The sequence below is a fragment of the Streptomyces sp. NPDC001222 genome (assembly GCF_042896945.1).
Classification (GTDB): Bacteria; Actinomycetota; Actinomycetes; order Streptomycetales; family Streptomycetaceae; genus Streptomyces; species Streptomyces gibsoniae.
The window spans coordinates 1-20,938 of the sequence record NZ_JBIAXT010000043.1; the positions used below are offsets into that span (position 1 = coordinate 1).

Below are 20,938 nucleotides of genomic sequence, written 5' to 3' on the forward strand. Positions count from 1 at the left end.
ACTCCCGTACCAGTGAAGTCAGGATGATTAAGAGATCACGCAGTGGCCCGCTTTTGATCCGCCGTCCGTGGCCCTCATTTCACCCGTCGACGACAGGCACCACGCCAGTGCCGCGTTGGGCCGTCGAGCACCGCTACCGTCCGCCGTCGTTGCCGTCAGCGCTGCCGTCACTGCCGAACCTGGCGCTGAGCGAGCACCGCTTTAGGAGTTCGCTCCGAGCCTGTTCCGGCCGCGGCCGCCGATGGGGACGATGGCCAAACAGGGGTGCTGGTGTACGCCTTCGTCCGGCATCGTTGATGTCAGCTGTGGATGTCAGGAGTCCTCTGGTGTTCCTCAACTTAACTTCGCTGCTGAGCACCTGCGCCCCTTCACGGTGTGCCGTCTCTGAGCAGGGGCGGGGCTGTCGTCGACTGTCGTCAGTTGTCGCCGACGATCGCCCCCGGACGGCCCACAGACGGCCCGGCTCAGAGCCTCCAAGGCCGCTGACCCAGGGTGCGATCTGCCGGAGAGGGGGCCGATATTCCTCCCCTGACCAGGGGCTATACCATCCCGCGTCATGAGACGATCAGTAACTGCGCTGTTGAGCGCGGCGGTGGCAGTTGTGCTTGCGGGCGGTGGGTACGCCATAGGCGCGGGCGGCCAAGATGGCGCAACCGCGAAATGCGAACAGACCACGCGGGAATTCGCGAAGCGCGCCAACGAGCTCAAAAGGGAGGTGCAGAAAGAAGACGACCGCTGGCAAGTGGTCACAGCGCAGACCGAGATCCTTGCCGGGGTCGTGAAGCAAAACTCGGCCTGTTTTGATGCGGGGACGCGCTCGGCTGCGGAGGTCGTCCAGCGGCTTTCCGGGGGAGCGCAGGACGCGGCCCGGTGTGACCTGATCGGCATCAAGGCCACAGACTGCTCGGTCGAGTCCTGATGACACGAGCCGAACGGCGTGTACGGCGGAGTCCTGTTCGCGGGTGGGGAAGGCGGCAATCCAGCGGGGGGCCACAGACTCCCCGATGACGGACGCCGACCCGGCAGCGATGGCGGCACCCGTGCAAAGGCTTTGAGGTCCGTGCTCATCCTTATCAGGTCGATCACGGCGCCTTCCGCACCCTGTACTTCGCCGGGAAAGCGGCCGGCCGCCGAAGTGCGCCGGAATCCGACCCTGTTCGCGGCTGTTGGTGTCAGCCGCTGGCGTCAGACATCAGTGGCTCACTTGACGGTCGCCCTGGCCAGGGAGTAGCGGCACTGCTCAATCTGCGTTGCCAGCATGACGAGCCTTGGCGAACGTTCCAGCCTGGAGCTGAAGCACCGCACCGAGCACGATGACCCCCAGGGCAATGGTGGAAACAACCATCCCCGCTCCGGAAGAGAAACCGAGGAGTTTAGCTCCGCCGTCCAGGACGAAACCGCCACCCATCGCTATCCGACCCCAACCAGCCCTAGGCGATCGCGCGTACTCTGCGATTCCCCGGCTGCCGGTCAAGGTCAACACGCCCAGGACTACGACAAAGCAGCCGGAGCCCAACATGATCCACGCAGACATGGCACCCCTCCACAGGGAGACTACTGCCCAGGCGCGGCTGCGGCCTGGTGGTGCCGTAAAGCACTGGTACAGCTCGTGCCAAGCCGCACCCGCTTCCCTCCTCAGCCCACCATCCACCCCAGCTCCCATCCCGTCTGCCGTCGGCCCACACACCGTGGAGCGGGCGTGGTTCAGGGCGTCCAGGTGGAGCGCGCCACTGTACGAACGACCTGGACGCCCTGGGCCGCGTCTGCTCGGCTCTGCCTGGGTCGATGGCAGACGGGATGGGAGCCCCCACGCACGCCACCGCTCGCCAGCACCCGCGAACGGCGCCCCCGCCATCCCGGAGCCTGAGCGCCCCCGCCGGAGGCTGTTCTGACCGTGGCCGCTTCTCTGCGGTGATCGACTCATGCCCCGGCTAGCCGCGTGGGCGCGCGTCGGCGCAGCGCGGGCGGAGCGGGCCGAAGGCAGGAGCGTCGCCCGCAGCGGAGCCGGGAGCGCGCCCGGCGGAGCGGAGCGCAGCCGGCTTGATGAAGTAGGGAAAGTCTTACCGCGCTCTGATCACAGAGCGAGTGATCACAGAGCGAACGGCTCGTAGGCCAGTGCTCGGTCCACGACCTTCTGGGCCGTCAGCTGCGGATCGAAGTCCCAGAAGACGTAGTCGCTGATGTGTGGGCAGCCGAGTCCGCGTCTCAGTGCTGCGATGATCTGGGCGGCTTCTGCCTCGTCGGCGTAGTCGGCGTCCATGAGCCGCTGAACGAGGAGGATGCCTTCCTCCCGGCTCATGTTCCGCGGTGTCGTCATGCCGCCTCGCTGCCGGGCTTCTGTCCGTGTTCGAGGTAGATCGGTGCGGCTTCGTTTCGGGCCTCGGCCGCTGCGAGGATACGTCGGGCCAGTCGCGGGATCGTGCGCTCGGCGATCTGCTCCGAAGAGACGAACGCGAAGCTCTTCAGCTCCTCGGGCTGCAAGGTGATCGCTGCCAGGTCGTCCTGGCTGAGCTGGCCGCCGTCGAACAGGTAGAGCACCTTGTCGCCCTCGGCCTCGTTGGGGGCCCAGTCGACCGCGAGCAGGCGCCCGATGGGCGGTGTGATCCCCAGCTCCTCCTGGACCTCACGGATGGCGGCGTGCAATGGGGACTCGCCGGTCTCGACGTACCCGCCGGGGATCTCCCAGTAGTCCTTGTAGGAGGGCTCCACCATGAGGACCCGCCCGGTGGCATCAAAGAAGAGCGCACCCGCTGCCATACGCGGGTGCGCCATCTTTGCTTCGTGTGCATTCGGCGCCATGCAGCCGAGGGTACCCAGCTCAGACGACATGCAGCCTCTTCGCCAGGTCCGCCAGATCGCGGCTCGGCCGGCCTCGCTGGTTCCGGACCCAGGTGAGGACGAGCTCACGTGCCAGGTAATGGCTTCGCACCTGCTCAGGCGCCCAGCTCTCCGCTTCGAGGACCTTGGCCAGTGCGTCGTCCATCCGATTGTGGGCGCTGAGCGCTCGGGCGACTTCGAGGTTGTGCCGGGTCCGGCGCTCGGTCGGCAGGCTGCTCGTGTCGATCTGCGGCCCCAGGTCCGCCGCGATCTGCATGTCCCCCAGCTCTGCGGCCGTGGCCACTCGATGGATAGCTACGTTGGTCGGGCCGAAGGCGGTCCACACGTGATTGGCGTCAGTGCCGAGACGCTGCGCCGCCCGGTCGGCCTCGGCGAGGAACGTCTGAGTCGTGGCGCGGTCCTCCGCGCGGGCCGCTGCCATGGAGCCGGTGAGAAAGAGGGTTCCGTAGATCGACAGGAACTCGGGGCTCGCGTCGCCCAGGCCGGGACGGAGGTACTCCCCTGCGTCTCCGATGAGTTGAGTGGCGGCGTCGAACCGGCCGTTGGACAGCAGGCAGTGAGCCACGGAGCGGAACAGGGAGCCGGTCATCACCGCGTTGCCGGACTGCTGGGCCGCTGCCAGTCCGCGGTCGGCCGCGATCCATGCGAGGTCGGTCTCACCGAGCTTGGTCAGGACCATGGCCGCGCCCTGGTAGGTCATCGCCATCAGCTCGTGCGCCTGCTCGCGTTCCATCTGGCCGAGTACGCCGGTGCCGGCCGAACCGGGCTTGTCTTCCTCGGCGCCCGGGGTGGTGTCCTGCGGCGGAACAACTTCCGACGGATCTGGCTCCGTGCCCTCGCAGCGACCGGCCTCGATGGCGTCCGCTTCCATGATCTGCGGCACACCGGCAACACCCTCCGCGACCGGTGGCGCGACCACCAGGGAGCTGATGCATCGCATGGGCCACTCGTCCGTGCGAGCAGCGCTGATCTATCAGCACCTCGTGAACGGCCGCGACCACCAGATCGCCGACTACGTCGACGGTCAGATCAGGAGGGTGAAGCAGCCCCCTCACGGCCCATCTGGCACGTAAGTGGCACGACGGCTGTGAGCGGCCGGGAAAGGTCAAGGCCCAGGCTTCCGGGTTCTCCCCCGCTGACCTGGGCCTTTGGCATGTCCTGGGACTGGTGGGCGCGGACGGTTTCGAACCGCCGACATCCGCCTTGTAAGGGCGGCGCTCTACCGCTGAGCTACGCGCCCTGGACGAGTCGACAGCCTACCTTGCCCTGGGGGATACCCCGCAAACCCGAATGCGGAGGAGGACCGGGGGATAGCCCCCGCAACGATCCGGTGGTCTGCCGCATCCTCTCGGTGATCGCGGATGCGTACGGTCGTAGTGCATTCGGTTTTCGGCTCTCAGGGGGACAGTGCCATGGCTCGTGCAGTGACGCACAAGGGACCTACGCGGCGTGCTCGGGCGCTCGCCCTCACCGGTCTCGTGGCGACGCTCGTCGCGACGGTGGGCGCGTGTGGGAACGACGCCGGGGACGACCCGCACCCGGACCACCGCTCCTTCGCGCTGCGCGGTCATACGCTCACGGTGGACTCCGACGACTCGGCGCTGGAGATCGTTCCGGCCGACGTGGACAAGGTCGAGGTCACGCGGTGGTTCCGGGGCACCGTCGTGGCCGGGGGGAACCCCCGGGTGACCTGGGCCATGCGGGACGACCGGCTCGTCCTGCGGCTGAGGTGCTCCGGCCTGATCGCGGACTGCTCCGCCAGACATCGGATACAGGTGCCCCGCGGGATCACCGTCCGTGTCGAGGAGGGCGACGGCAGTGTGCGGGCGCAGGGTTTCAAGGAGGCACTGAGCATCCGGACGCGGGACGGTTCGGTGCGGGTGACCGACTCCTCCGGGCCGCTGACGCTGCAGAGCGGCGACGGGTCGGTCAGCGCGACGGGGGTGGGCTCGCGACGTGTGTACGCCACGACGCGGGACGGCTCGGTCCACCTGGAGCTGGGCGCCGTGCCCGACCTGGTGCGGTCGAGCAGCCAGGACGGCTCGGTCACCATCGGGCTGCCGCACGACAGATACCGCGTGACCACAGGCTCCCGGGACGGCTCGGTCCATGTCTCCGTACCGCGCGATCCCGCCAGCTCGCACGTGGTCGAGGTCCGGACGTCGGACGGGTCCGTCACCGTGCGGGAGGCGGGGTAACAGGGCGGGGACAGAGGCCAGGCATTCGGGCACACTGTGAACCGACCGGCCCGTGTGTTCGTCCTCAACCGGTGGGAGAATGACTCCGGCAGGGCGGATGACAGCACGGGAGAGGGATGTGACGGCCACACCATCACGGGCCACACCACCGCAGCCGTGCACGCCTTTTGCGCCAAGCGGGCACCGCCGTCCCGCCCCCGGCGACCCCAGCGGGTCGCCGGCGGGCACCTCGCCGCAGCACATTTCGTCGCCCGTCGGCCGTACGACCACCGTCCGCACCGGCCGCCCCGGCACCGCGCCCACCGCCGTCCGTGACGTCCTTGCTCTGCTCGCCCTCCCCCTCGTCGCCGCTCTGGTGGTTCCCGCGGCGTTCGCCGGGGGCGGGACGCGGCGGTGGTTCGGGGGGCGGGCCGAGGGGCTGCGGGCCGAGGCGCAGGCCGCCAAGGACGCCGCGGCGGCCGCGTTCTACGAGCTCGACACCGCCCAGCGGGATCTGAGGATCTCGATCGAGACCATCACCGCCGTCGACGACTCCCCCGCCGCCCGTCGCGTCCTCGCCGACTTCGAGGCGCTCGGGCAACGCATCGACGAGGTCAGTCACCGGTACATCGAGGCCGTCGACGCGCACGATCTCGACCGCGTCGATCTCGAAGCCTCCGTGGCCTCCCGCGCCCGGGCCGATCTCGTCGCCGCCAAGGACGAACTCGGCCGGGTCAAGCAGGAGCTGGATCGTTTCGGCGAGAGCCTCGGGCCGCTGCTCGGCAAGGCCGAGACCCAGCTGGCCCGGATCGCGCCGGCCGTGGAGCGCGCCCGCCAGGCGCTGCTCGCCGCCAGCAACGCCCTGGACGGCACCCGGACCTCCGGGCTCCGGGCCGACGACCTCGCGGCGCGGCTGGCCGCCCTCGCCCCGGAGCTGACCAAGCTCAACCAGGGCGCGGGAGCGCACGGCGTGGCGGGGACCCTGGAGCGCGCGGAGCGGGTCACGCGGGAGGCCGAGGCGGTACGGGTGGAGGCCGCCCGGCTGCCGGAGCGGGCCGCCGAGATCGATCACCGGCTGGTGTCCCTGCGCACCCGGGCGCAGGCGCTCACCACGCGCGCCGGGCAGGTGGACCCCGTGCTGAGCGAGCTGCGGCGGCGGTTCGCGGCCGCGTGCTGGCAGGACCTCCAGCAGGTGCCGGAGCAGGCCGCCGAGGCCGTGCGGCAGGCGGAGCAGAAGCTGAGGGACGCGCAGTCGGCGCGGGACGCCCAGCGCTGGGCGGACGCGGCATCGCTGCTGTCGACGGTTCGGGCGCTGCTGAACACGACGGACGAGGCCGTGTCCGCCGCCGGGGACCGGCTCACAAGGCTCAACGCCGTGCAGAAGGATCCGCAGCAGGAGATCGAGCGGACCCGCTTCGCGATCCGGGACGCTCAGCGGCTGGCCATGTCGGGCCGGTCGACGCCCGATCCGCGGCATGCCCGCCCGCTGGACGACGCCGTGGCCCGGCTGGAGCGCGCGGTCGCCACGCTGGAGGGCCGTCACCCCGACTACTGGCACTTCCTGACGGAGACCGAGGCGGTGCGGCAGACGGTGGCCGGGGTGGTCACCCAGATCCGGGAGGAGCGGGGGGCCGGTCACTGAGCCCGTCCCGCCGGGGGGAGCGGGGGCCGTCACCGCTCGGGCCCGGCCCCCGCTCCGAAGGGCACCGGTCAGGTCCGGTAGGCGTAGTACGCAGCGTTCGGGTACGACGCGATGATGCTCGCCACCGACCTGTTGTAGGTGTTGGTGGAGTGGTACGTCACGTACGGCACGCCCTGCGGGCTGCGGTAGGTGACGATCATGGAGTGGTCCTTCGACCCGTCCTTGTTGAAGTCCATCTGCAGCACGTCACCGACGTCCGCCTGGTAGACGTTGGCGAGGCTGGTGACCCGCTTCGAGGACAGGGCGAACCACGAGAACTCGTTGACGCCGACGAACGAGTCCGACTGGATCTCGGAGTTGCCGAACCACTTGTGGAAGTCCGTCCCGTCGCCGGGGACGTGCTTCCAGCCGCCCGCCTTCAGGGACTGGCTGACGAAGTTGGTGCAGTCACCGCCGTCGGCCTCCCCGTTGAAGTCGGGGTAGTCGGGGTTGTAGTGGTTCCAGTACTTCTGCGCGTACGCCGCCATGGCCTTGTAGTCGTAGCCGGTGCCGGAGAAGCTCTTCGGCTTCGCGGGCGCGGGCCACGTGGTGGCGGCGCGGGGCGCGTCCGGCGGACCGTCGTCGGTGCGGACCTGCGGCTTCGCGACAGCCGGCTTGGCGACCTGGTTCACCGCGAGGTAGCCGTCGTCGGTGTCTCGGATACCGGTGAGCTGCCAGTCGCCCTGACGGTCGGCCTTGAAGGTCAGCTCGTGGTGGGCCTGGAAGCCGGTGGTCTTCGGCTCGTTGCCCTTGGTCTTCGCGTACGTCAGCGTCGTGGTCTCGGTGACGTCGACCGTGGCGCGTCGGCCCTTGACCTGCGTGGCGTCCAGCTTGACGCTGGTGCTGGCGGCGCTGTACTTCTCGCCCAGCTTCGCGAGGCGGGTCTGGCGGCCGCGCAGCTCCGACAGCGCGGAGTTCTCCTCGTGCGACTGCGTACCGGACAGACGCACCTTGCCGGAGAAGCCGGACGTCAGCTGGTGCCGGCTCTTCTCCTGGCCGCTCTTGGCGTCCACCAGAGCGTTGGTGCGGTCGGTGAAGACCGCGTCGGCCAGCCGCTGGAAGGTGGCCTTGGTCGCCGGGTCCACCGTCGGGTCGTCGGTCACGGCCGCGCCCGCGCTCCAGTTGGGGAGCAGGGCCACTCCCGCGACCACCGAGGCGGCTGCCGCGGTGACTATGGAGGCACGACGCCGGCTACGGCTCAATCTTCTTGATTTCAATGATGTTTCCCCTCTACGCCGGTACACCTACCGGACGACGGCATCTTCGCATGGCGTGTACGCCGGTTGTGAAGGGGGATGCACAAGTGGAACCAAGGGTTTACAGGCGTCACTTGACCACCGACGACCAGTCCGGCGACTGCGCGGGATCCAAGGCGCGCAGGCGTTGCAGGGTCTCCGGCTTCTGAACGTCGAGCCAGTCCGCCAGCTCCCTGAAGGAGACGCACTTGACACCCTTCTTCGTACACACGTTCTTCACGACCTGGTCGACGGCCTTCATATAGATGCCGCCGTTCCAATTCTCGAAGTGGTTACCGATGAACAGCGGCGCGCGGCTGCCGTAGTAGACGCGATTGAAGCCGTTCATGTACGAGTTGACGGCCATCTGCTCCCACTGGGAGTACTTCGAGGGGTCGCCGTGGACCTCGCCGTTGGACTGGTTGTAGAGGAAGTTGAAGTCCATCGACAGCGCCTGGACGTTCTCCGAGTACGGGAGCAACTGGAGCGGGAAGTCCCAGATGCCGTTCTTCTTCGTCGGCCATATCTGGAAGTCGCCCGGGGAGCTGGCGTCGTAGCGCCAGCCGTAGCTCTTGACGGCCTTCAGCAGGTTCGGCTGACCCTCCAGGCAGGGGGCGCGCCCGCCGGTGACCTCCTTCTTGAAGTCGAAGGGCAGGGGCGGGATGTCCTTGTAGCCGGTGTTGGTCTTCCAGTTCTCGACGAAGGAGTAGAACTGGTCGATCTCGCTCTTCCACTCGTCGACGCTCCAGTCGCCGCCGCCCTTGGCGCCGCAGAAGTGGCCGTTGAAGTGGGTGCCGATCTCGTTGCCCTCGTCGTACGCCTTGCGGAGCTGCTCCAACGTGGTGCGGATGTGCTCGTTGGTGGCGTAGTCGATCGCGGCGGCGCCCACCGGGTGCTGCGGCGGGTGGTAGAGGTCCTTCTTGTCCTTGGGCAGCAGATAGATGCCCGTGAGGAAGAACGTCATATGGGCGTCGTACTGCTTCGCCATCTCACGGTAGTGGGAGAAGAGTTGGTCGTCGCCCTGCAGGGCGCCGTCCCAGGAGAACACGACGAACTGGGGCGGTTTCTCACCGGGTTTGAGCGGAACCGCCTTCAACTCGCCCTTCTGCGGGCCGGTGTACGAGGTCGAACCATCCCCGATGATCTGCGTCTTGCCGTCCCACTTGGGCTCGGCGGCCTTGGCACCGGTGCCCTTGCCCTCGTCCTTCCCGGGCCTGGTGGAGGCGGTCGCGGCGGTGCTGTCCGGCCGGGACACCGCGAGGAAGGTGATCGTGACGGAGGCGACGGCGAGGAGGACCGCCAGGGTCACACGGCCGTTGATACGGGAGAAGCGGGACGGGCGTGCTCGGCGGCGACGAGCGTTTCTCGTGGTCATGGGCGGCTCGTTCTGCGAGGAGAGGGGTGGACGCGTGCGGTGTCTCGGTCGTCGGCGTCAGCCGAGCGGTCTCAGGGCGTTCGACCAGATGCCGTAGGGGACGGCGGCGGCGATGCCGTCGAGTCCCTTGAGCGGCAGTGGCTCAAGGCTCTTGGACAGGTCCATGCGGTAGAGGACGACCGCGGTGGACACGGATGCGGTCGTGCCGACGTACCAGGAGGCGGTGTCCTCCGGTGTCGTGCCGGCCTTCCCGGCCACCTCGACCGAGGCGGGGGCCCCGGCCGGGTGGGCCAGCCGGAAGGACTCGTCGAGCGCCTCGGTGACCTGGCGGGCGACCGTGGCGCCGACCGCCCGCTGGGCCTTCGGCGTCTTCAGGGCGACCGTGCCACCGTTGCGCGTGATACGGCGCACCGAGTAGGGCTCGGTGTGCAGACCGTCCGCGGCGAAGGTGGCGTACCCGCTCGCCATACGGATGGCGCTGGGCGTGGAGTTGCCGAGGGACAGCGCGGGAACCTGTGAGCCGATGCTGGAGGAGAGCAGTCCGGACGCCTCCGCGGTCTGTCGCACCTGGGCCAGTCCGGTGTCCATACCGAGCTGCATGAACGGTGTGTTCACGGACCGGGCGAGCGCCTGGCCGAGGGCGATCGGCCCATAGGACTTCTTGCCGTCGTTGTGGGCGGCGACCTTCTTGCCGTTGCGGTCCCAGTACGGCCCCTCGGGCGTGGTGACGGGGACGCCGTCGTTGCCGTCGTACACCGACTCCGGGCTCACCGGGGTCGTGGGCCCGCCACGGGTCTTGTGGACCCCGTGCTCCAGGCCGGCGGCGTAGACGAACGGCAGGAACGCCGAACCGGCCGGTACCGTCGCCGCGTTGGACTCGTTGTAGCCCTGTGTGCGGTGGTCGGGACCGCCGTAGACGGCGAGGATCCGTCCGTCGTCGGCCACCGAGGCGGCGCCGTAGTGGGCGGTCTTCGCCAGGGCGGCATGACTCTGCCCGGCCTGCTTGCGGGCCTTGGTCACGGCGTCCGTGAGCGCGTCCTCCCGCTTGCGGTCGAAGGTCGTGTAGATCTGGTAGCCGCCCAGGTCGAACTGCTGGTCCGAGATGCCTGCGGACTTCTTCGCGTACTGCGAGGCCAGTTCCACCAGATAGTCGCTCTGCTGGCCGGTGTCGTAGAGCGGGTTCTGCTTGAGCGGCTCGGGGAACGTCTTGTACTTCGCCCGCTCGGCCGGCGTCAGCTTGCCGATCTTGACCATGCGGTCGAGGATCCAGGACCAGCGCTCCACGGCCCGGTGGTGGTTCGCCTTGTTCAGCGTGGGGTCGTAGAGGCCGGCACCCTTCAGCAGGGAGGCGAGGAAGGCGGCCTCGCTCGCGTTGAGCTGACTGACGTCCTTGCCGTAGTAGGCCTGGGAGGCGCGCTGGATGCCGTAGGTGCCGCGGCCGAACCAGCTGGTGTTGAGATAGCCCTCGAGGATTTTGTCCTTGCTCATCCGGTTGTCGAGCTTGAGGGCGATCATCGCCTCGGTGAACTTGCGGCTGACCGTCTGGTTCTGGGTCAGATAGACGTTCTTGACGTATTGCTGGGTGATGGTGGAGCCGCCCTGGGTGTCACCCTCGCCGACCGTACGGTACAGAGCACGGCTGATGCCTTTGATGGAAATGCCCGGGTCGGTGTAGAAACTCTCGTTCTCCGCCGCGAGCACCGCCCAACGGACCTGCACCGGTATGTCCTTGAGCGGCATCGCCTGCCGCTGCACCCAGCCGGTACGGGCCATGGGGGTGCCGTCGGACCAGAAGTAGACGTTGTCCTGCTGTGTGGCGTACGAGTTGAGGTTGTCCGGTATGTCCGTGGCGGCGTAGGCGATGACCAGGAACGCCCCGCTCAGCCCGATCGACCCCAGCACGGCTCCGAGCCACTGGCGCCAGGAAGGCACCCAGCGCCGCCAGCCGGCGCGGCCCGGCCGCGGATACACCGGCTTGAGCTTGCGGGCGTAGGGCGCGGCCTTCTGGGCGTAGGGCGCGAGCTTCGCGGTGAGCGGTGCGAGGGCGGTGGTGACACGAGTGAGGGCCGACGGCGGTGCGGCCTTCTTGCGGGCGGCGCGCCGGCCGGTCGGCTCCGGCTTGAAAACGCGCAGTTGCACGGTGGCGTCCGGCGGCGGCGTGGCCGCGTCCGCCTCACCGCGCGCCGCGGCACCGCGGCCCGGCGGCGTCACGGCCTTCAGTTGCATGGTGGAGTCCGGGGGCAGAGCCGCCCCGGCCTTCAACTGCATGGTGGTGTCGGGAGGCAGGGCCGCCCCCGCCTTCAACTGCACGGTCGCGTCCGGAGGCAGGTCCACCCCGGCCTTGAGCTGCATCGTGGCGTCCGGGTCGAAGGACCCCTCGGCCCGGGACCTGCCCTCGGCGGGGCGCTGTCCGGGCTGACCCGGCGTCGCCCGGCGGTCGTGCGGACGGTCATCGCCCTCGTTAGCCACGATGCCCCCCGGTGTACACACGGACCCGGTGACACCGGCCCCCTATTCGCTGCCATGCCTCGGTCACGACTGCGTCTCCCTCCGCACTCGGTGTTGCGCGCGCGGGTAGAAACGGCGGCCACGCATGTGGCAGCGAGCCCCCCTCACGACCTTGCGGCTCACCGCGGCTCATATAAATTATCAGCGACCTATGTGATGTCTCGGGTCAGGAGCGGCACCGAAGTGGCCATGTCGCAAATATTGGGGAGATCTTAAGGAGATTCTCCGGGTCGCCACACAGGCAGCCCCGCTCCTTCGCCGTCCTGTGACCTTCGGGAACCGCCGGTTAGTCTGTGCGCATGCCTCGCTACGAGTACCGCTGCCGTACCTGCGGCGACACGTTCGAACTCAGCCGTCCCATGGCGGAGTCCTCGGCCCCCGCGACCTGCCCCTCGGGCCACGACGACACGGTGAAGCTGCTGTCCACGGTGGCTGTCGGCGGCACGGCCGCCACCCCCGCGCCGGCCCCCCGAGCAGGCGGCTCGGGGGGCGGATGCTGCGGCGGGGGCTGCTGCGGCTGAGCCTCAGAGCTTTGGCTGAAACCTGTAGCCGCAAGCCTTCTACGCCTGATGCGCCGCCTTCAGAAACTCACGCAGGATGCGCTCCCCGGCCGCCACGCCCCGCTCGGGCAGGGCGCTGATTCCCGGTGCCGTCCAGTCGGCGTCGGCGAGTTCGCCGTGTCCGGGACGCCAGCCGAGGTCGGCGGCGAGCAGCAGGTCCGCGTCCAGCAGGGAGTCCCCGGCGGCCAGCGTCAGCGAGGCACCGGTGCGGCGGGCGACCTCGCGCATCGCCGCGCTCTTGGTGAGCGGCTTCGGCACGGCGTAGATCTTCCGGCCCTGCAGCGACACCGTCCAGCCGCGGTTCTCCGCCCAGACCGCCAGCTCCTTGACCCACTCCTCGGGCAGCAGCTCGCGCTCCACCACGAGATAGACGAACAAATCCTCGGCGGCCCGGTGCTTGCGTACCCAGGCCGGGTCCGCGGTGGCCGCCAGATGGTCCCGCACCTCGGCCAGCGGCGCGCACTCCTCCGCGAGCCGGGCGAGCACCGCCGTGTACCAGTCGTGGTCGGAGACGCCGTCGACGAGCAGATGGCCGCCGTTGGCGCAGATCGCGTACGGCGGCGTGGGGCCGGGCAGATTGATGCGCTGGTACTGCTTGCGGGTGCGGGTCGTGGTCGGCACGAACACCGTCCGGTCACCGAGTTCGGTGAGCAGCTGCGCCGCGGTCTCGGTCATGTACGACAGCGGCTTGCTCTCGTGCACCTCGACACACAGCAGCCGGGGCGCCCTCGCGTCCGGCATGGTGAGCGCGAGCGCCGCCGACGAGTAGATCAGCGTACGGTCGAGGTCGCTGGCGACCAGCACGGGGCTCATGCGGTCACCGCCCGGCCGTCGGCGCCGGTGGCGCCCCGCGTGTACCGGGGGTGGATCAGGCCCACGCAGGTGTACGGGAGCCCGTCCACCTCCTCCACGGGTACGCCCCGCTGCTCGGCCAGCAGGCGCACATGACCGAGGTCGGCCCCTGCCCCGGACCGGGCCAGGATCTTCCAGGGCACCCGGCGGAGCAGTACCCGCGTGGCCTCGCCGACGCCCGGCTTCACGAGGTTCACATCGTGGATGCCGTACTCCTCGCTGATGCGCTCCACCGCAGCCCAGCCCTCCCAGGTCGGGGTGCGGTCGGCGGCGAGCAGTTCCTTGGCCTGCGCGTCGACGGCCTCCTCGACCTCGGCGAAGCGGGCGGAGACGGCGTCCAGGAAGGCGACGGAGACGTCCGCCGCGGCGAGTTCGCGGTAGAACTTGGCGCCGTGGTAGTCGTGCGGTCCGACCAGGTCGGCCCGCAGCACGGTGCGCGAGATCAGTCCGGACACCGTCGAGTTGAGGCAGGCGGACGGGATGAGGAAGTCCTCCCGGGTGCCGTAGGTCCGCACGCACGAGCCCGGGTCGGCGAGCACCGCTATCTCCGGGTCGAAGCCGGTGACGCCTTCCGACTCCTCGAACCGGCGTATCGCTTCGGCGAGTTCCCGGGTGATGGCGCCCTTGCCGGTCCAGCCGTCGACGAACACGACGTCACGGGGGTCGTGGTGCTGGGCCAGATAGCGCAGCGCGTTGGCGTCGATGCCCCGGCCGCGGACGATCGACACGGCGTAGTGCGGCAGGTCGAGGCCGTGCCGGGCTTGCGCCCACCGGCGCATCAGCACGCCGACGGGGGTGCCGGCCCGGGCGAGCGAGACGAGGACCGGCCGCGGTGACCGCTCGGCGAGCACGGTCTCGGTGACCACTCCGACGGCCTGTGCGAGCCGGGCGGCCGAGGCGTCGAGGGCCGTGCGGAACAGCTCCTGGTACTGCTCGCTCGGCTGGTACTCCACCGGCAGCGACTCGGCGTAGTGCGCGCCGCCGCTCTGCACGGCCTCCTCGCGCTCCTCGGTGGGCGCCTCCAGGCGGACGTCCGAGAGGTCCTGCAGCAGCCAGCCGACCTCGTCGGGCGCATACGAGGAGAAGGCGGGGCCGCGGAGGGGCTCGGACAGCATGGCGGGCCTTTCGGGGTCGTACGGGGGCGCGGGGACGTAACTCGGGACGACCGCGAGCAGGACGTGCGGGGTGTGGGCGGCGAGCCGGTCGAGGAGGCCGCCGGGCGCGTGCAGCGCGGGGGTGTCGGCCGTCGAGTCCACGACGGCCACGACGGCGTCGAAACCGGCGTCCGCGACGTTGTAGGCGTAGCGCTCGCCGGGGCCGTCGGCCGGGTCGTCATGGGCGGGGAAGACGATCCGGGTGCGTATGGCGTAGCCGGGGTCGTCGACCGCGAGGACGGGCGAGCGGGTGGTCGTGGAGTAGCGCACCTCGCCGTCCTGGAGCCGCTCCAGCGCGTGGGCGAGCCGGAGCGGCGCGTACATCAGCTCCTCGGAGCCGAGCACGAGCACCCGCCGGGCCCCGGCGGGCAGTGCGGCGGCGAGCCGCGCGGCCATGGCGGGCAGGGCGCTCTCCAGACGCGCCCGGTGCCCGGGGGTGAACCCGTGCCGTCCGCCGTCGGGCAGCCCGCTGGGCCAGTCGAGCGCGACCCGGGTGACCGTGCCGTGCGCGGGCCGGTCGGGCACCGCCGACTCGTGCCGGGACACCAGCTCCCGGCCCTTCTCCAGGACGTCCCCGGGCAGTCGTACGGTCCCGGCGGCGGCCGTGACCAGGTCCACCCGGGCGCCGATCTCCCGGGCGAAGTCGTCGAGCCGTCCCAGGTCGGCGGGCGAGCGCATGTCGACGAGGGCGACGACGACGTACCGCTTCCTCGGATAGCGCTCGTGCAGGTCGCGGATCGTGTTCATGACGGTGTTGCCGGTGGAGAACTCGTCGTCGACCAGGACCAGCGGGCCGTCGCCCGCCAGCAGCGCCGGGTCCTCCGGGAGCAGCAGATGCGAGGTGGCATGGGAGTGGGACTCCTCGAAGCCGCCCGCGCGCGCGACGCCCTCGACCGGGCGGCGGGTGGAGTGCAGATAGGGCGCGAGGCCGAGGCCGTCCGCCACACAGTGGCCGAGGCCGGTGGCCGTCTCCGCGTACCCCAGCACGACGGCGCGTCCCGCCTCGTCGGCGCCCAGCAGGTCCCGCACCCGGCGGCCGAGCGTCAGCCCGTGGCCGTGGACGACGGACGGGGACTGCGGGACGTGCTTGCCCAGCACGTTGGAGACGAGCAGATGCGCCCGCCTGGGATTGCGCCGGAGGGCGAGCCCCAGCAGCTCGGTCAGCCGCTCGTCACCGACGAGTTCCACCCCGAGCCGCTCGGCGACCCAGGTCCCGGACCAGACCACGTTCTTCCTCGGTTCCTCGTCAGTACGACGGTTGGACGGTGGCTTCGGCATTCAGCGCGGCACCCCGGCGGCCAGCAGCTCCACGAAGCCGATGTCCTCGTTCGCGACGCCGAACACCTCGGCCCGCTGGAGGGTGCGCTCGGCCCAGGCGCGGTGCGGCTTCACCTCGTTCATCTTGTTCGTGTACGCGGAGCGCAGTACACCCCCGCCGAGGCGCTCGGGCCGCAGGATGTCCTGCGCGTCGCTGTACTCCTCGTGGCTGACCACGGACAGTGCGTGCACGGGCATCACGTGCGAGGGGTGGATGCAGGTCTTGCCGAGCAGGCCGTTGGCGCGGTCGAGGGCGATCTCGCGCAGCAGCCCGTCCATGTCGTGCTCGATCAGCGCCTCGCGCAGCTCCTCGACCTCGCCCTCAAGGAACGGGCTGCGGCGCAGCTGCGGTTTGAACATCCGCTCCTGGGCCCGGAAGTACTCCCAGACCGGCCCGGTCACCGTGAACCCGGTGCCGTCGGCACGCCCGAGCACATTGACCACGTCGGCGATCACGGAGGCCACGATCTGGACGTCGTACGCCGTCATGTCGGGCGCTCTGCGCAGGCCGTAGGCGGAGCAGAAGTCGGTGACGCCGAGGCGCAGCGCGAGGACCCGGTCGCGCCACTTGTCGACCGTGCGGAAGATGCCGTTCAGCGCCTCCCGGCGTGTCTCCAGGTAGAGCAGGTCGGGGGACTCCAGGACGGGCATGGCGAACAGCCGGTGTCCGCTCCCCGTCTCCGCCGCGGTCAGCGCCTCCATGAACAGCACGCCCCGCTCCTCGTTGAACTTCGGGAGGACGAAGCCGGAGAGCAGCCGCACGGCCGGGCCCAGCCGGGCCACCAGGTCCGGGATCTGCGCGGGGACGCGGACGCGGATGAACAGCAGCGGCAGTTCCGCGCCGGGGAGCGCGGCGAGACGGGCGAACTGGCGGACCAGGTTCTCCTCGGCGTCCACCACGTCCGCGTCGTCGATGGAGTCCTCCAGGCACAGCACCATCGAGACCACCCCGCGGCCGGCCTGCTTGAGCACGTCGTCGGCCAGGTGCGGCCGGGTCGCCGGGCTGTACAGGGTGGCGCCGAGGGCCGCCGCGAGCACGGGGGCGGGCGAGTCGGCGGTGAAGACGGCCGGCTCCCGATGGAAGAGACGCTGCCGCTCCCCAGGGGCGATATGCCCGAAATGACGCATGAGACTCCCCCGTGGCGCTGGACGACCCGGACAATGGTGGCTGGACGACCCGAAAAGAGGTGGCCGGTAATAGTACGTAGAACTCCATGTCATGGGTTCCCGTCGGGCATGAAGTTCAGGTAACTCGGCTGTGTCGGTGACCGGTCGGTGGTATGCGGGGGGTGTGCGACACCGCGCCGGAGGGCACCACCCCCGCGTTGTCGTGACCAGGACCGAGAGGGCAGGATGACGCCATGACGCACGCGATGCTGAAGGGGTCGAACGTACCGCTCAAGGCCGCCGCGGTACGGGCGGTACTGCGGTGGGCGCCGGGACAGGGCACCCCGGACGTCGACGCCTCGGCGCTGCTCCTCGGTCCTGACGGACGGGTGCGGTCCGACGAGGACTTCGTCTTCTACAACCAGCCCCGGCACCCGTCGGGGGCGGTCCGGCTGCTCGGCAAGAAGCGGGAGACGGAGGGGCTGACCGACACGATCCAGACGGATCTGACGGGGGTCGAGCCCGGCGTGGGCCAGATCCTGCTGGTCGCCTCCGCGGACGACGTCCCCTTCGACCAGGTGCGCTCCCTGTGCGTCCTGCTGTACGACACGTCCGCCGCCGACGCCGAACCGCTCGCGTACTTCGACATCAAGCCCGAGACGGGCGCGGAGACGGCGCTGATCTGCGGGGAGCTGTACCGGCGGGGCGACGGCTGGAAGTTCCGGGCGCTCGGTGAGGGCTACTCCAACGGGCTCAAGGGCCTCGCGAACGACTTCGGCATCTCGGTCGACGAGACGGAGGCCCCGCCCGCCGGCACCGGTCAGCTGCCGACGGCGACCACGGCCTCGGCCCTCGCGGCCACGGCGTCCGTCCCCGCGCCGCCCGAGGTGTCGGCGCCGCTGCCGCCGGAGCAGCCGGTGGTGCGCCAGCCCGCGTACGGGTATCCCTCGGAGCCCGCGACACAGCCGGCCTACGGCTACCCCCAGCCGACCGCCCAGCCGGCGTACGGCTACCCGCAGCCGGAGACCGCCGCGGTGGCCGCACCGGCCTACGGCTATCCCCCCACGGCCGCGCCCGTGCCCGACCCGGACTTCGAGCTGCCGCCGCAGGGGCCGCAGTTCATCGGGCGGTAGAGCCGGCAGCGGCGCGGCGGGCAGCCGTCGGTCACGCCTTGGCCTTGTAGCCCCGCCCCCACTGCAGGCCCCACCCGTACAGGCGGTCCAGTTCCGCCTGGAAGCCGTATACGAACTTCACCTCGCGGCGGACGATCAGCTCGCCCTTGATGTTCTCTATCAGCACGACGGCGCAGGAGCGGGCCTGCGGGTGGCGCTCGTCCAGGCCGATCTCGATGCGCGGGCCGCTGCTGGGGTAGAGCGTGACGACGGCGTGCGTACGGTCGAACGCCGGCGTCTGGTCGTAGATGTAGACGAAGACCAGCAGCCGCTTGAAGTCGTCCCGGTGGTCCAGATTGACGAAGATCGTCTCACCGGTGCCGGAACCGAACCGGTCGTCGCCGCTGAGTTTGATGTAGGGCGGTTCGTTCAGCTCCCCGAAGAAGTTGCCCAGCGGCTGCACCACGCCCTTGGAGCCGTCGCTCATCTCGTACATGCAGCCCAGGTCGAGGTCCACGTTGACCATGCTCTGGGTGTGGGCCTGCACCACCTCCGGGGTGAACAGCCGCAGGGGGTGGCGCAGCAGACCGCCCCGCTCGGGGCCGCCGATGTCGGAGGTCCGCATCCGCCACGACAGGTTGATGCGCAGATTGCCGGTCGCCGCTCCCTGCTTGGTGAGCGAGACCCGGTGGTGCCGTTTGGTCAGCTCGATCGCGTTGGTCGCCGCGCTGCCCGAGTCGAAGTCGGTCGCGCGCCCGCGCCACGCGCCGTCCCAGAAACCCATGTCCGCCCCCCAGTGCCTGTGGTTCAACAGCCGCGGGGCGGCCGCCGAGGACGAGTCCTCACGGCCGCCCCGAACAGAGCGTTCCTCATCGGGGCCCGGTCCACACCACGCGGCAGCCGCAATCGGCGAGCGAGCCGACCGGGCGTGCGCAGACGGACCGAGCCCCAGGGGCCCTACACCCCGGACGAGACCTCAGTCAGCTCGTCCGAGGTCGTGCCTTTTCCCTCGGCCGCGGCGAGCGCCTGATTGCGGCGCACCGAGGACCAGAAGGACCAGCCGATCAGGACGACGCCGACGAGACCGGTGATCACCTCGTTGATCTCGTACTGGATGGTGACCATGAGGATCACGGCCAGCGCGCCGATCGCGTAGTGCGCGCCGTGCTCCAGGTAGACGTAGTCGTCGAGGGTGCCCTGGCGGACGAGGTAGACGGTCAGCGACCGGACGTACATCGCGCCGATACCGAGGCCGAGCGCCATCAGGATGATGTCGTTGGTGATGGCGAAGGCACCGATCACACCGTCGAAGGAGAAGGACGCGTCCAGGACCTCCAGGTAGAGGAACATGAAGAACGCGGCCTTGCCCGCCAGCAGCACCGCCGAGCGGTCCTTGCCGGTGCGCCGGGCCTCTTCCTCCTCCTCGTGCTCACGCTCCTCGTCTTCCTCAAGCCGGTCCTCGAAGAAGCCGGACAGGCCACCGACGATCAGATACGTGATCAGACCGGCGATACCGGAGATCAGGACCGTCTGCGCCTTGTCGACGTGCGCGCCGCCGTGCTGGTGGGCGTGGGTGGCGAAGGTGAAGGAGGTGATCAGCAGGACGACCAGGGAGATGCAGACCGACAGCATGTCGACCTTGCCGAGCTTGGCGAGCGGGCGCTCGATCCAGCGCAGCCACTGGATGTCCCGGTCCTCGAAGATGAAGTCCAGGAAGATCATCAGAAGGAACATCCCGCCGAACGCGGCGATCGCGGGATGCGCGTCGGTCACGAGCTGCTGGTACTGGTCCTTGTCGGTCAGCGCCAGATTCACCGCGTCTATCGGGCTCTTCTTCGCGGTGATGGCGACGATCACGACCGGGAAGACCAGTCGCATGCCGAAGACCGCGATCAGCACACCCACCGTGAGGAAGATCTTCTGCCAGAAGGCATTCATCTTCTTCAGGATTCCGGCGTTGACCACAGCATTGTCGAAGGACAGCGAGATCTCGAGGATGGACAGGATCGCCACGATGCCCAGGGCGGTCCACCCCCCGTAGAGGACCGCTGCGGCGAGGCCGACCGCGGTGACCACGAACGACCAGCCGAAGGTTTTCAGAAGCACTGGCTACCCAATCCGTATGTGTAGGGGGCTCCCCCGTCGCCGTACCCGGCTTTACGAAACGTTGACTCCGAAGTCTAGAGCGATCCCGCGGAGACCGGATGCGTACCCCTGTCCCACGGCCCGGAACTTCCATTCGCCGCCGTAGCGATAGAGCTCGCCGAAGATCATCGCGGTCTCCGAGGAGGCGTCCTCGCTCAGGTCGTAGCGGGCGAGTTCCTGCCCGTCGGCCTGGTTCACGACCCTGATGAAGGCATTGCTGACCTGGCCGAAGGTCTGACCGCGCTCATCAGCCAGATGAATGGAGACCGGGAAGACGATCTTGTCGCACTGGGCCGGCACCTTGGCGAGATCGACCAGGATGGTCTCGTCGTCGCCGTCGCCGTCGCCCGTGAGGTTGTCGCCGGTGTGCTCCACCGAGCCGTCGGGGCTCTTGAGCTGGTTGTAGAAGACGAACCATTCATCGCCGAGGACCCGGCCGCCGCTGCACAGGAGCGCACTGGCGTCGAGGTCGAACGGGGCTCCGGTGGTGGAGCGCGCGTCCCAGCCGAGTCCGATCATCACATGTGTGAGGTTCGGCGCGGCCTTGGAGAGGGAGACATTGCCTCCCTTGGCGAGCGTGACGCCCATGTTGCTGGTCCTCCCCGAGATACTGCGTCATCCCCGGGGGCGGAGACCCCCGGCGGTCGGGGGCCGGTCCCCCCAGTGGTCATCCTGCGACATGAGGGCGGAACCCTCGGCGGTCGGGGGGTGGCTCCCCCGACGAACGGGGGCGGAAACCCCCCGACGAGCCAGGACGGCTCTGCCACGGCGCTCGGTGACGCAAACCGCCCGATGGGCGGAGCCGGCACCTACCGCCGAGCGCGGGCGCCGGGCACCCGGTCCACGGCGGCGGACCGCCACCGGTGGCTACGGCAGC

At 69.6% G+C, this 20,938-nt stretch carries 17 protein-coding genes and 1 tRNA gene; 5 read left to right on the top strand and 13 right to left on the bottom strand.

Annotated elements, in window-relative coordinates:
• Window positions 1-556 precede the first annotated feature (556 nt).
• The gene (locus tag ACFY2Z_RS36510; protein ID WP_390748297.1) at window positions 557-919 is read left to right on the top strand and encodes a hypothetical protein; all 363 of its coding nucleotides are present in this window, start codon (window positions 557-559) and stop codon (window positions 917-919) included.
• Between the two features lie 1,170 nt (window positions 920-2,089).
• On the opposite strand, the gene ACFY2Z_RS36515 is transcribed toward ACFY2Z_RS36510, so the two are convergent.
• The 4 genes from ACFY2Z_RS36515 to ACFY2Z_RS36530 form a co-directional block, all read right to left on the bottom strand.
• Window positions 2,090-2,317 (bottom strand): e9imm peptide, encoded by a 228-nt coding sequence (locus ACFY2Z_RS36515; protein ID WP_390748298.1) that lies wholly within the window; start codon window positions 2,315-2,317, stop codon window positions 2,090-2,092.
• Window positions 2,314-2,799: an NUDIX domain-containing protein gene (locus tag ACFY2Z_RS36520; protein ID WP_390748299.1), complete on the bottom strand. Its 486-nt coding sequence runs from the start codon at window positions 2,797-2,799 to the stop codon at window positions 2,314-2,316. Before ACFY2Z_RS36520 ends, ACFY2Z_RS36515 begins: the two co-directional genes overlap by 4 nt.
• A 19-nt stretch (window positions 2,800-2,818) precedes the next feature.
• The gene (locus ACFY2Z_RS36525) at window positions 2,819-3,778 is read right to left on the bottom strand and encodes an XRE family transcriptional regulator (RefSeq protein WP_390748300.1); all 960 of its coding nucleotides are present in this window, start codon (window positions 3,776-3,778) and stop codon (window positions 2,819-2,821) included.
• A 225-nt stretch (window positions 3,779-4,003) separates the two neighbouring features.
• A tRNA-Val gene (locus ACFY2Z_RS36530) sits at window positions 4,004-4,078 on the bottom strand.
• A 172-nt stretch (window positions 4,079-4,250) separates the two neighbouring features.
• Here ACFY2Z_RS36530 and ACFY2Z_RS36535 point away from each other — a divergent pair.
• Window positions 4,251-5,036 carry a DUF4097 family beta strand repeat-containing protein gene (locus ACFY2Z_RS36535; protein ID WP_390748301.1) on the top strand — a complete coding sequence of 262 codons (786 nt, stop codon included), beginning with the start codon at window positions 4,251-4,253 and terminating at the stop codon, window positions 5,034-5,036.
• A gap of 97 nt (window positions 5,037-5,133) precedes the next feature.
• A complete protein-coding gene (locus tag ACFY2Z_RS36540) occupies window positions 5,134-6,657 on the top strand; it encodes a hypothetical protein (RefSeq protein WP_390748302.1) in 1,524 nt (507 codons plus the stop codon).
• Window positions 6,658-6,725: 68 nt separating this feature from the next.
• Here the strand turns inward: ACFY2Z_RS36540 and ACFY2Z_RS36545 are convergent, their stop codons facing one another.
• The 3 genes from ACFY2Z_RS36545 to ACFY2Z_RS36555 all read right to left on the bottom strand — a co-directional run bounded on the left by ACFY2Z_RS36545 (window position 6,726) and on the right by ACFY2Z_RS36555 (window position 11,574).
• A complete protein-coding gene (locus tag ACFY2Z_RS36545; protein WP_390748339.1) occupies window positions 6,726-7,847 on the bottom strand; it encodes an amidase domain-containing protein in 1,122 nt (373 codons plus the stop codon).
• 175 nt (window positions 7,848-8,022) lie between these two features.
• A complete protein-coding gene (locus ACFY2Z_RS36550) occupies window positions 8,023-9,306 on the bottom strand; it encodes a hypothetical protein (protein ID WP_390748303.1) in 1,284 nt (427 codons plus the stop codon).
• 57 nt (window positions 9,307-9,363) lie between these two features.
• Entirely contained in the window at window positions 9,364-11,574 is a 2,211-nt protein-coding gene (locus tag ACFY2Z_RS36555; RefSeq protein WP_390748340.1) for a transglycosylase domain-containing protein, read from the bottom strand.
• Window positions 11,575-12,113: 539 nt separating this feature from the next.
• Here ACFY2Z_RS36555 and ACFY2Z_RS36560 point away from each other — a divergent pair.
• Window positions 12,114-12,335 (top strand): zinc ribbon domain-containing protein, encoded by a 222-nt coding sequence (locus tag ACFY2Z_RS36560; protein ID WP_311698302.1) that lies wholly within the window; start codon window positions 12,114-12,116, stop codon window positions 12,333-12,335.
• A 39-nt stretch (window positions 12,336-12,374) separates the two neighbouring features.
• On the opposite strand, the gene ACFY2Z_RS36565 is transcribed toward ACFY2Z_RS36560, so the two are convergent.
• Genes ACFY2Z_RS36565 through ACFY2Z_RS36575 form a run of 3 tightly spaced genes read right to left on the bottom strand, consistent with a single transcriptional unit; the run spans window position 12,375 to window position 16,825 of the window.
• Window positions 12,375-13,187 (bottom strand): HAD family hydrolase, encoded by an 813-nt coding sequence (locus tag ACFY2Z_RS36565; protein ID WP_390748304.1) that lies wholly within the window; start codon window positions 13,185-13,187, stop codon window positions 12,375-12,377.
• Window positions 13,184-15,658: a phosphoribosyltransferase gene (locus tag ACFY2Z_RS36570; protein WP_390748305.1), complete on the bottom strand. Its 2,475-nt coding sequence runs from the start codon at window positions 15,656-15,658 to the stop codon at window positions 13,184-13,186. The genes ACFY2Z_RS36565 and ACFY2Z_RS36570 overlap by 4 nt, the downstream gene beginning before the upstream one ends.
• Window positions 15,659-16,825 (bottom strand): HpcH/HpaI aldolase/citrate lyase family protein, encoded by a 1,167-nt coding sequence (locus ACFY2Z_RS36575; protein ID WP_390748306.1) that lies wholly within the window; start codon window positions 16,823-16,825, stop codon window positions 15,659-15,661.
• Window positions 16,826-17,058: 233 nt separating this feature from the next.
• On the opposite strand from ACFY2Z_RS36575, the gene ACFY2Z_RS36580 reads away from it, so the two are divergent.
• Entirely contained in the window at window positions 17,059-17,937 is an 879-nt protein-coding gene (locus ACFY2Z_RS36580) for a TerD family protein (RefSeq protein ID WP_390748307.1), read from the top strand.
• Between the two features lie 31 nt (window positions 17,938-17,968).
• Here ACFY2Z_RS36580 and ACFY2Z_RS36585 read toward each other — a convergent pair whose 3' ends face one another.
• The 3 genes from ACFY2Z_RS36585 to ACFY2Z_RS36595 all read right to left on the bottom strand — a co-directional run bounded on the left by ACFY2Z_RS36585 (window position 17,969) and on the right by ACFY2Z_RS36595 (window position 20,649).
• Window positions 17,969-18,700 (bottom strand): Tellurium resistance, encoded by a 732-nt coding sequence (locus ACFY2Z_RS36585; protein ID WP_390748308.1) that lies wholly within the window; start codon window positions 18,698-18,700, stop codon window positions 17,969-17,971.
• Between the two features lie 173 nt (window positions 18,701-18,873).
• On the bottom strand, window positions 18,874-20,022 hold the full coding sequence (locus ACFY2Z_RS36590) for a DUF475 domain-containing protein (protein ID WP_311698296.1): 1,149 nt from the start codon (window positions 20,020-20,022) through the stop codon (window positions 18,874-18,876).
• A 51-nt stretch (window positions 20,023-20,073) separates the two neighbouring features.
• Entirely contained in the window at window positions 20,074-20,649 is a 576-nt protein-coding gene (locus ACFY2Z_RS36595; RefSeq protein ID WP_311698295.1) for a TerD family protein, read from the bottom strand.
• Window positions 20,650-20,938: the final 289 nt, after the last annotated feature.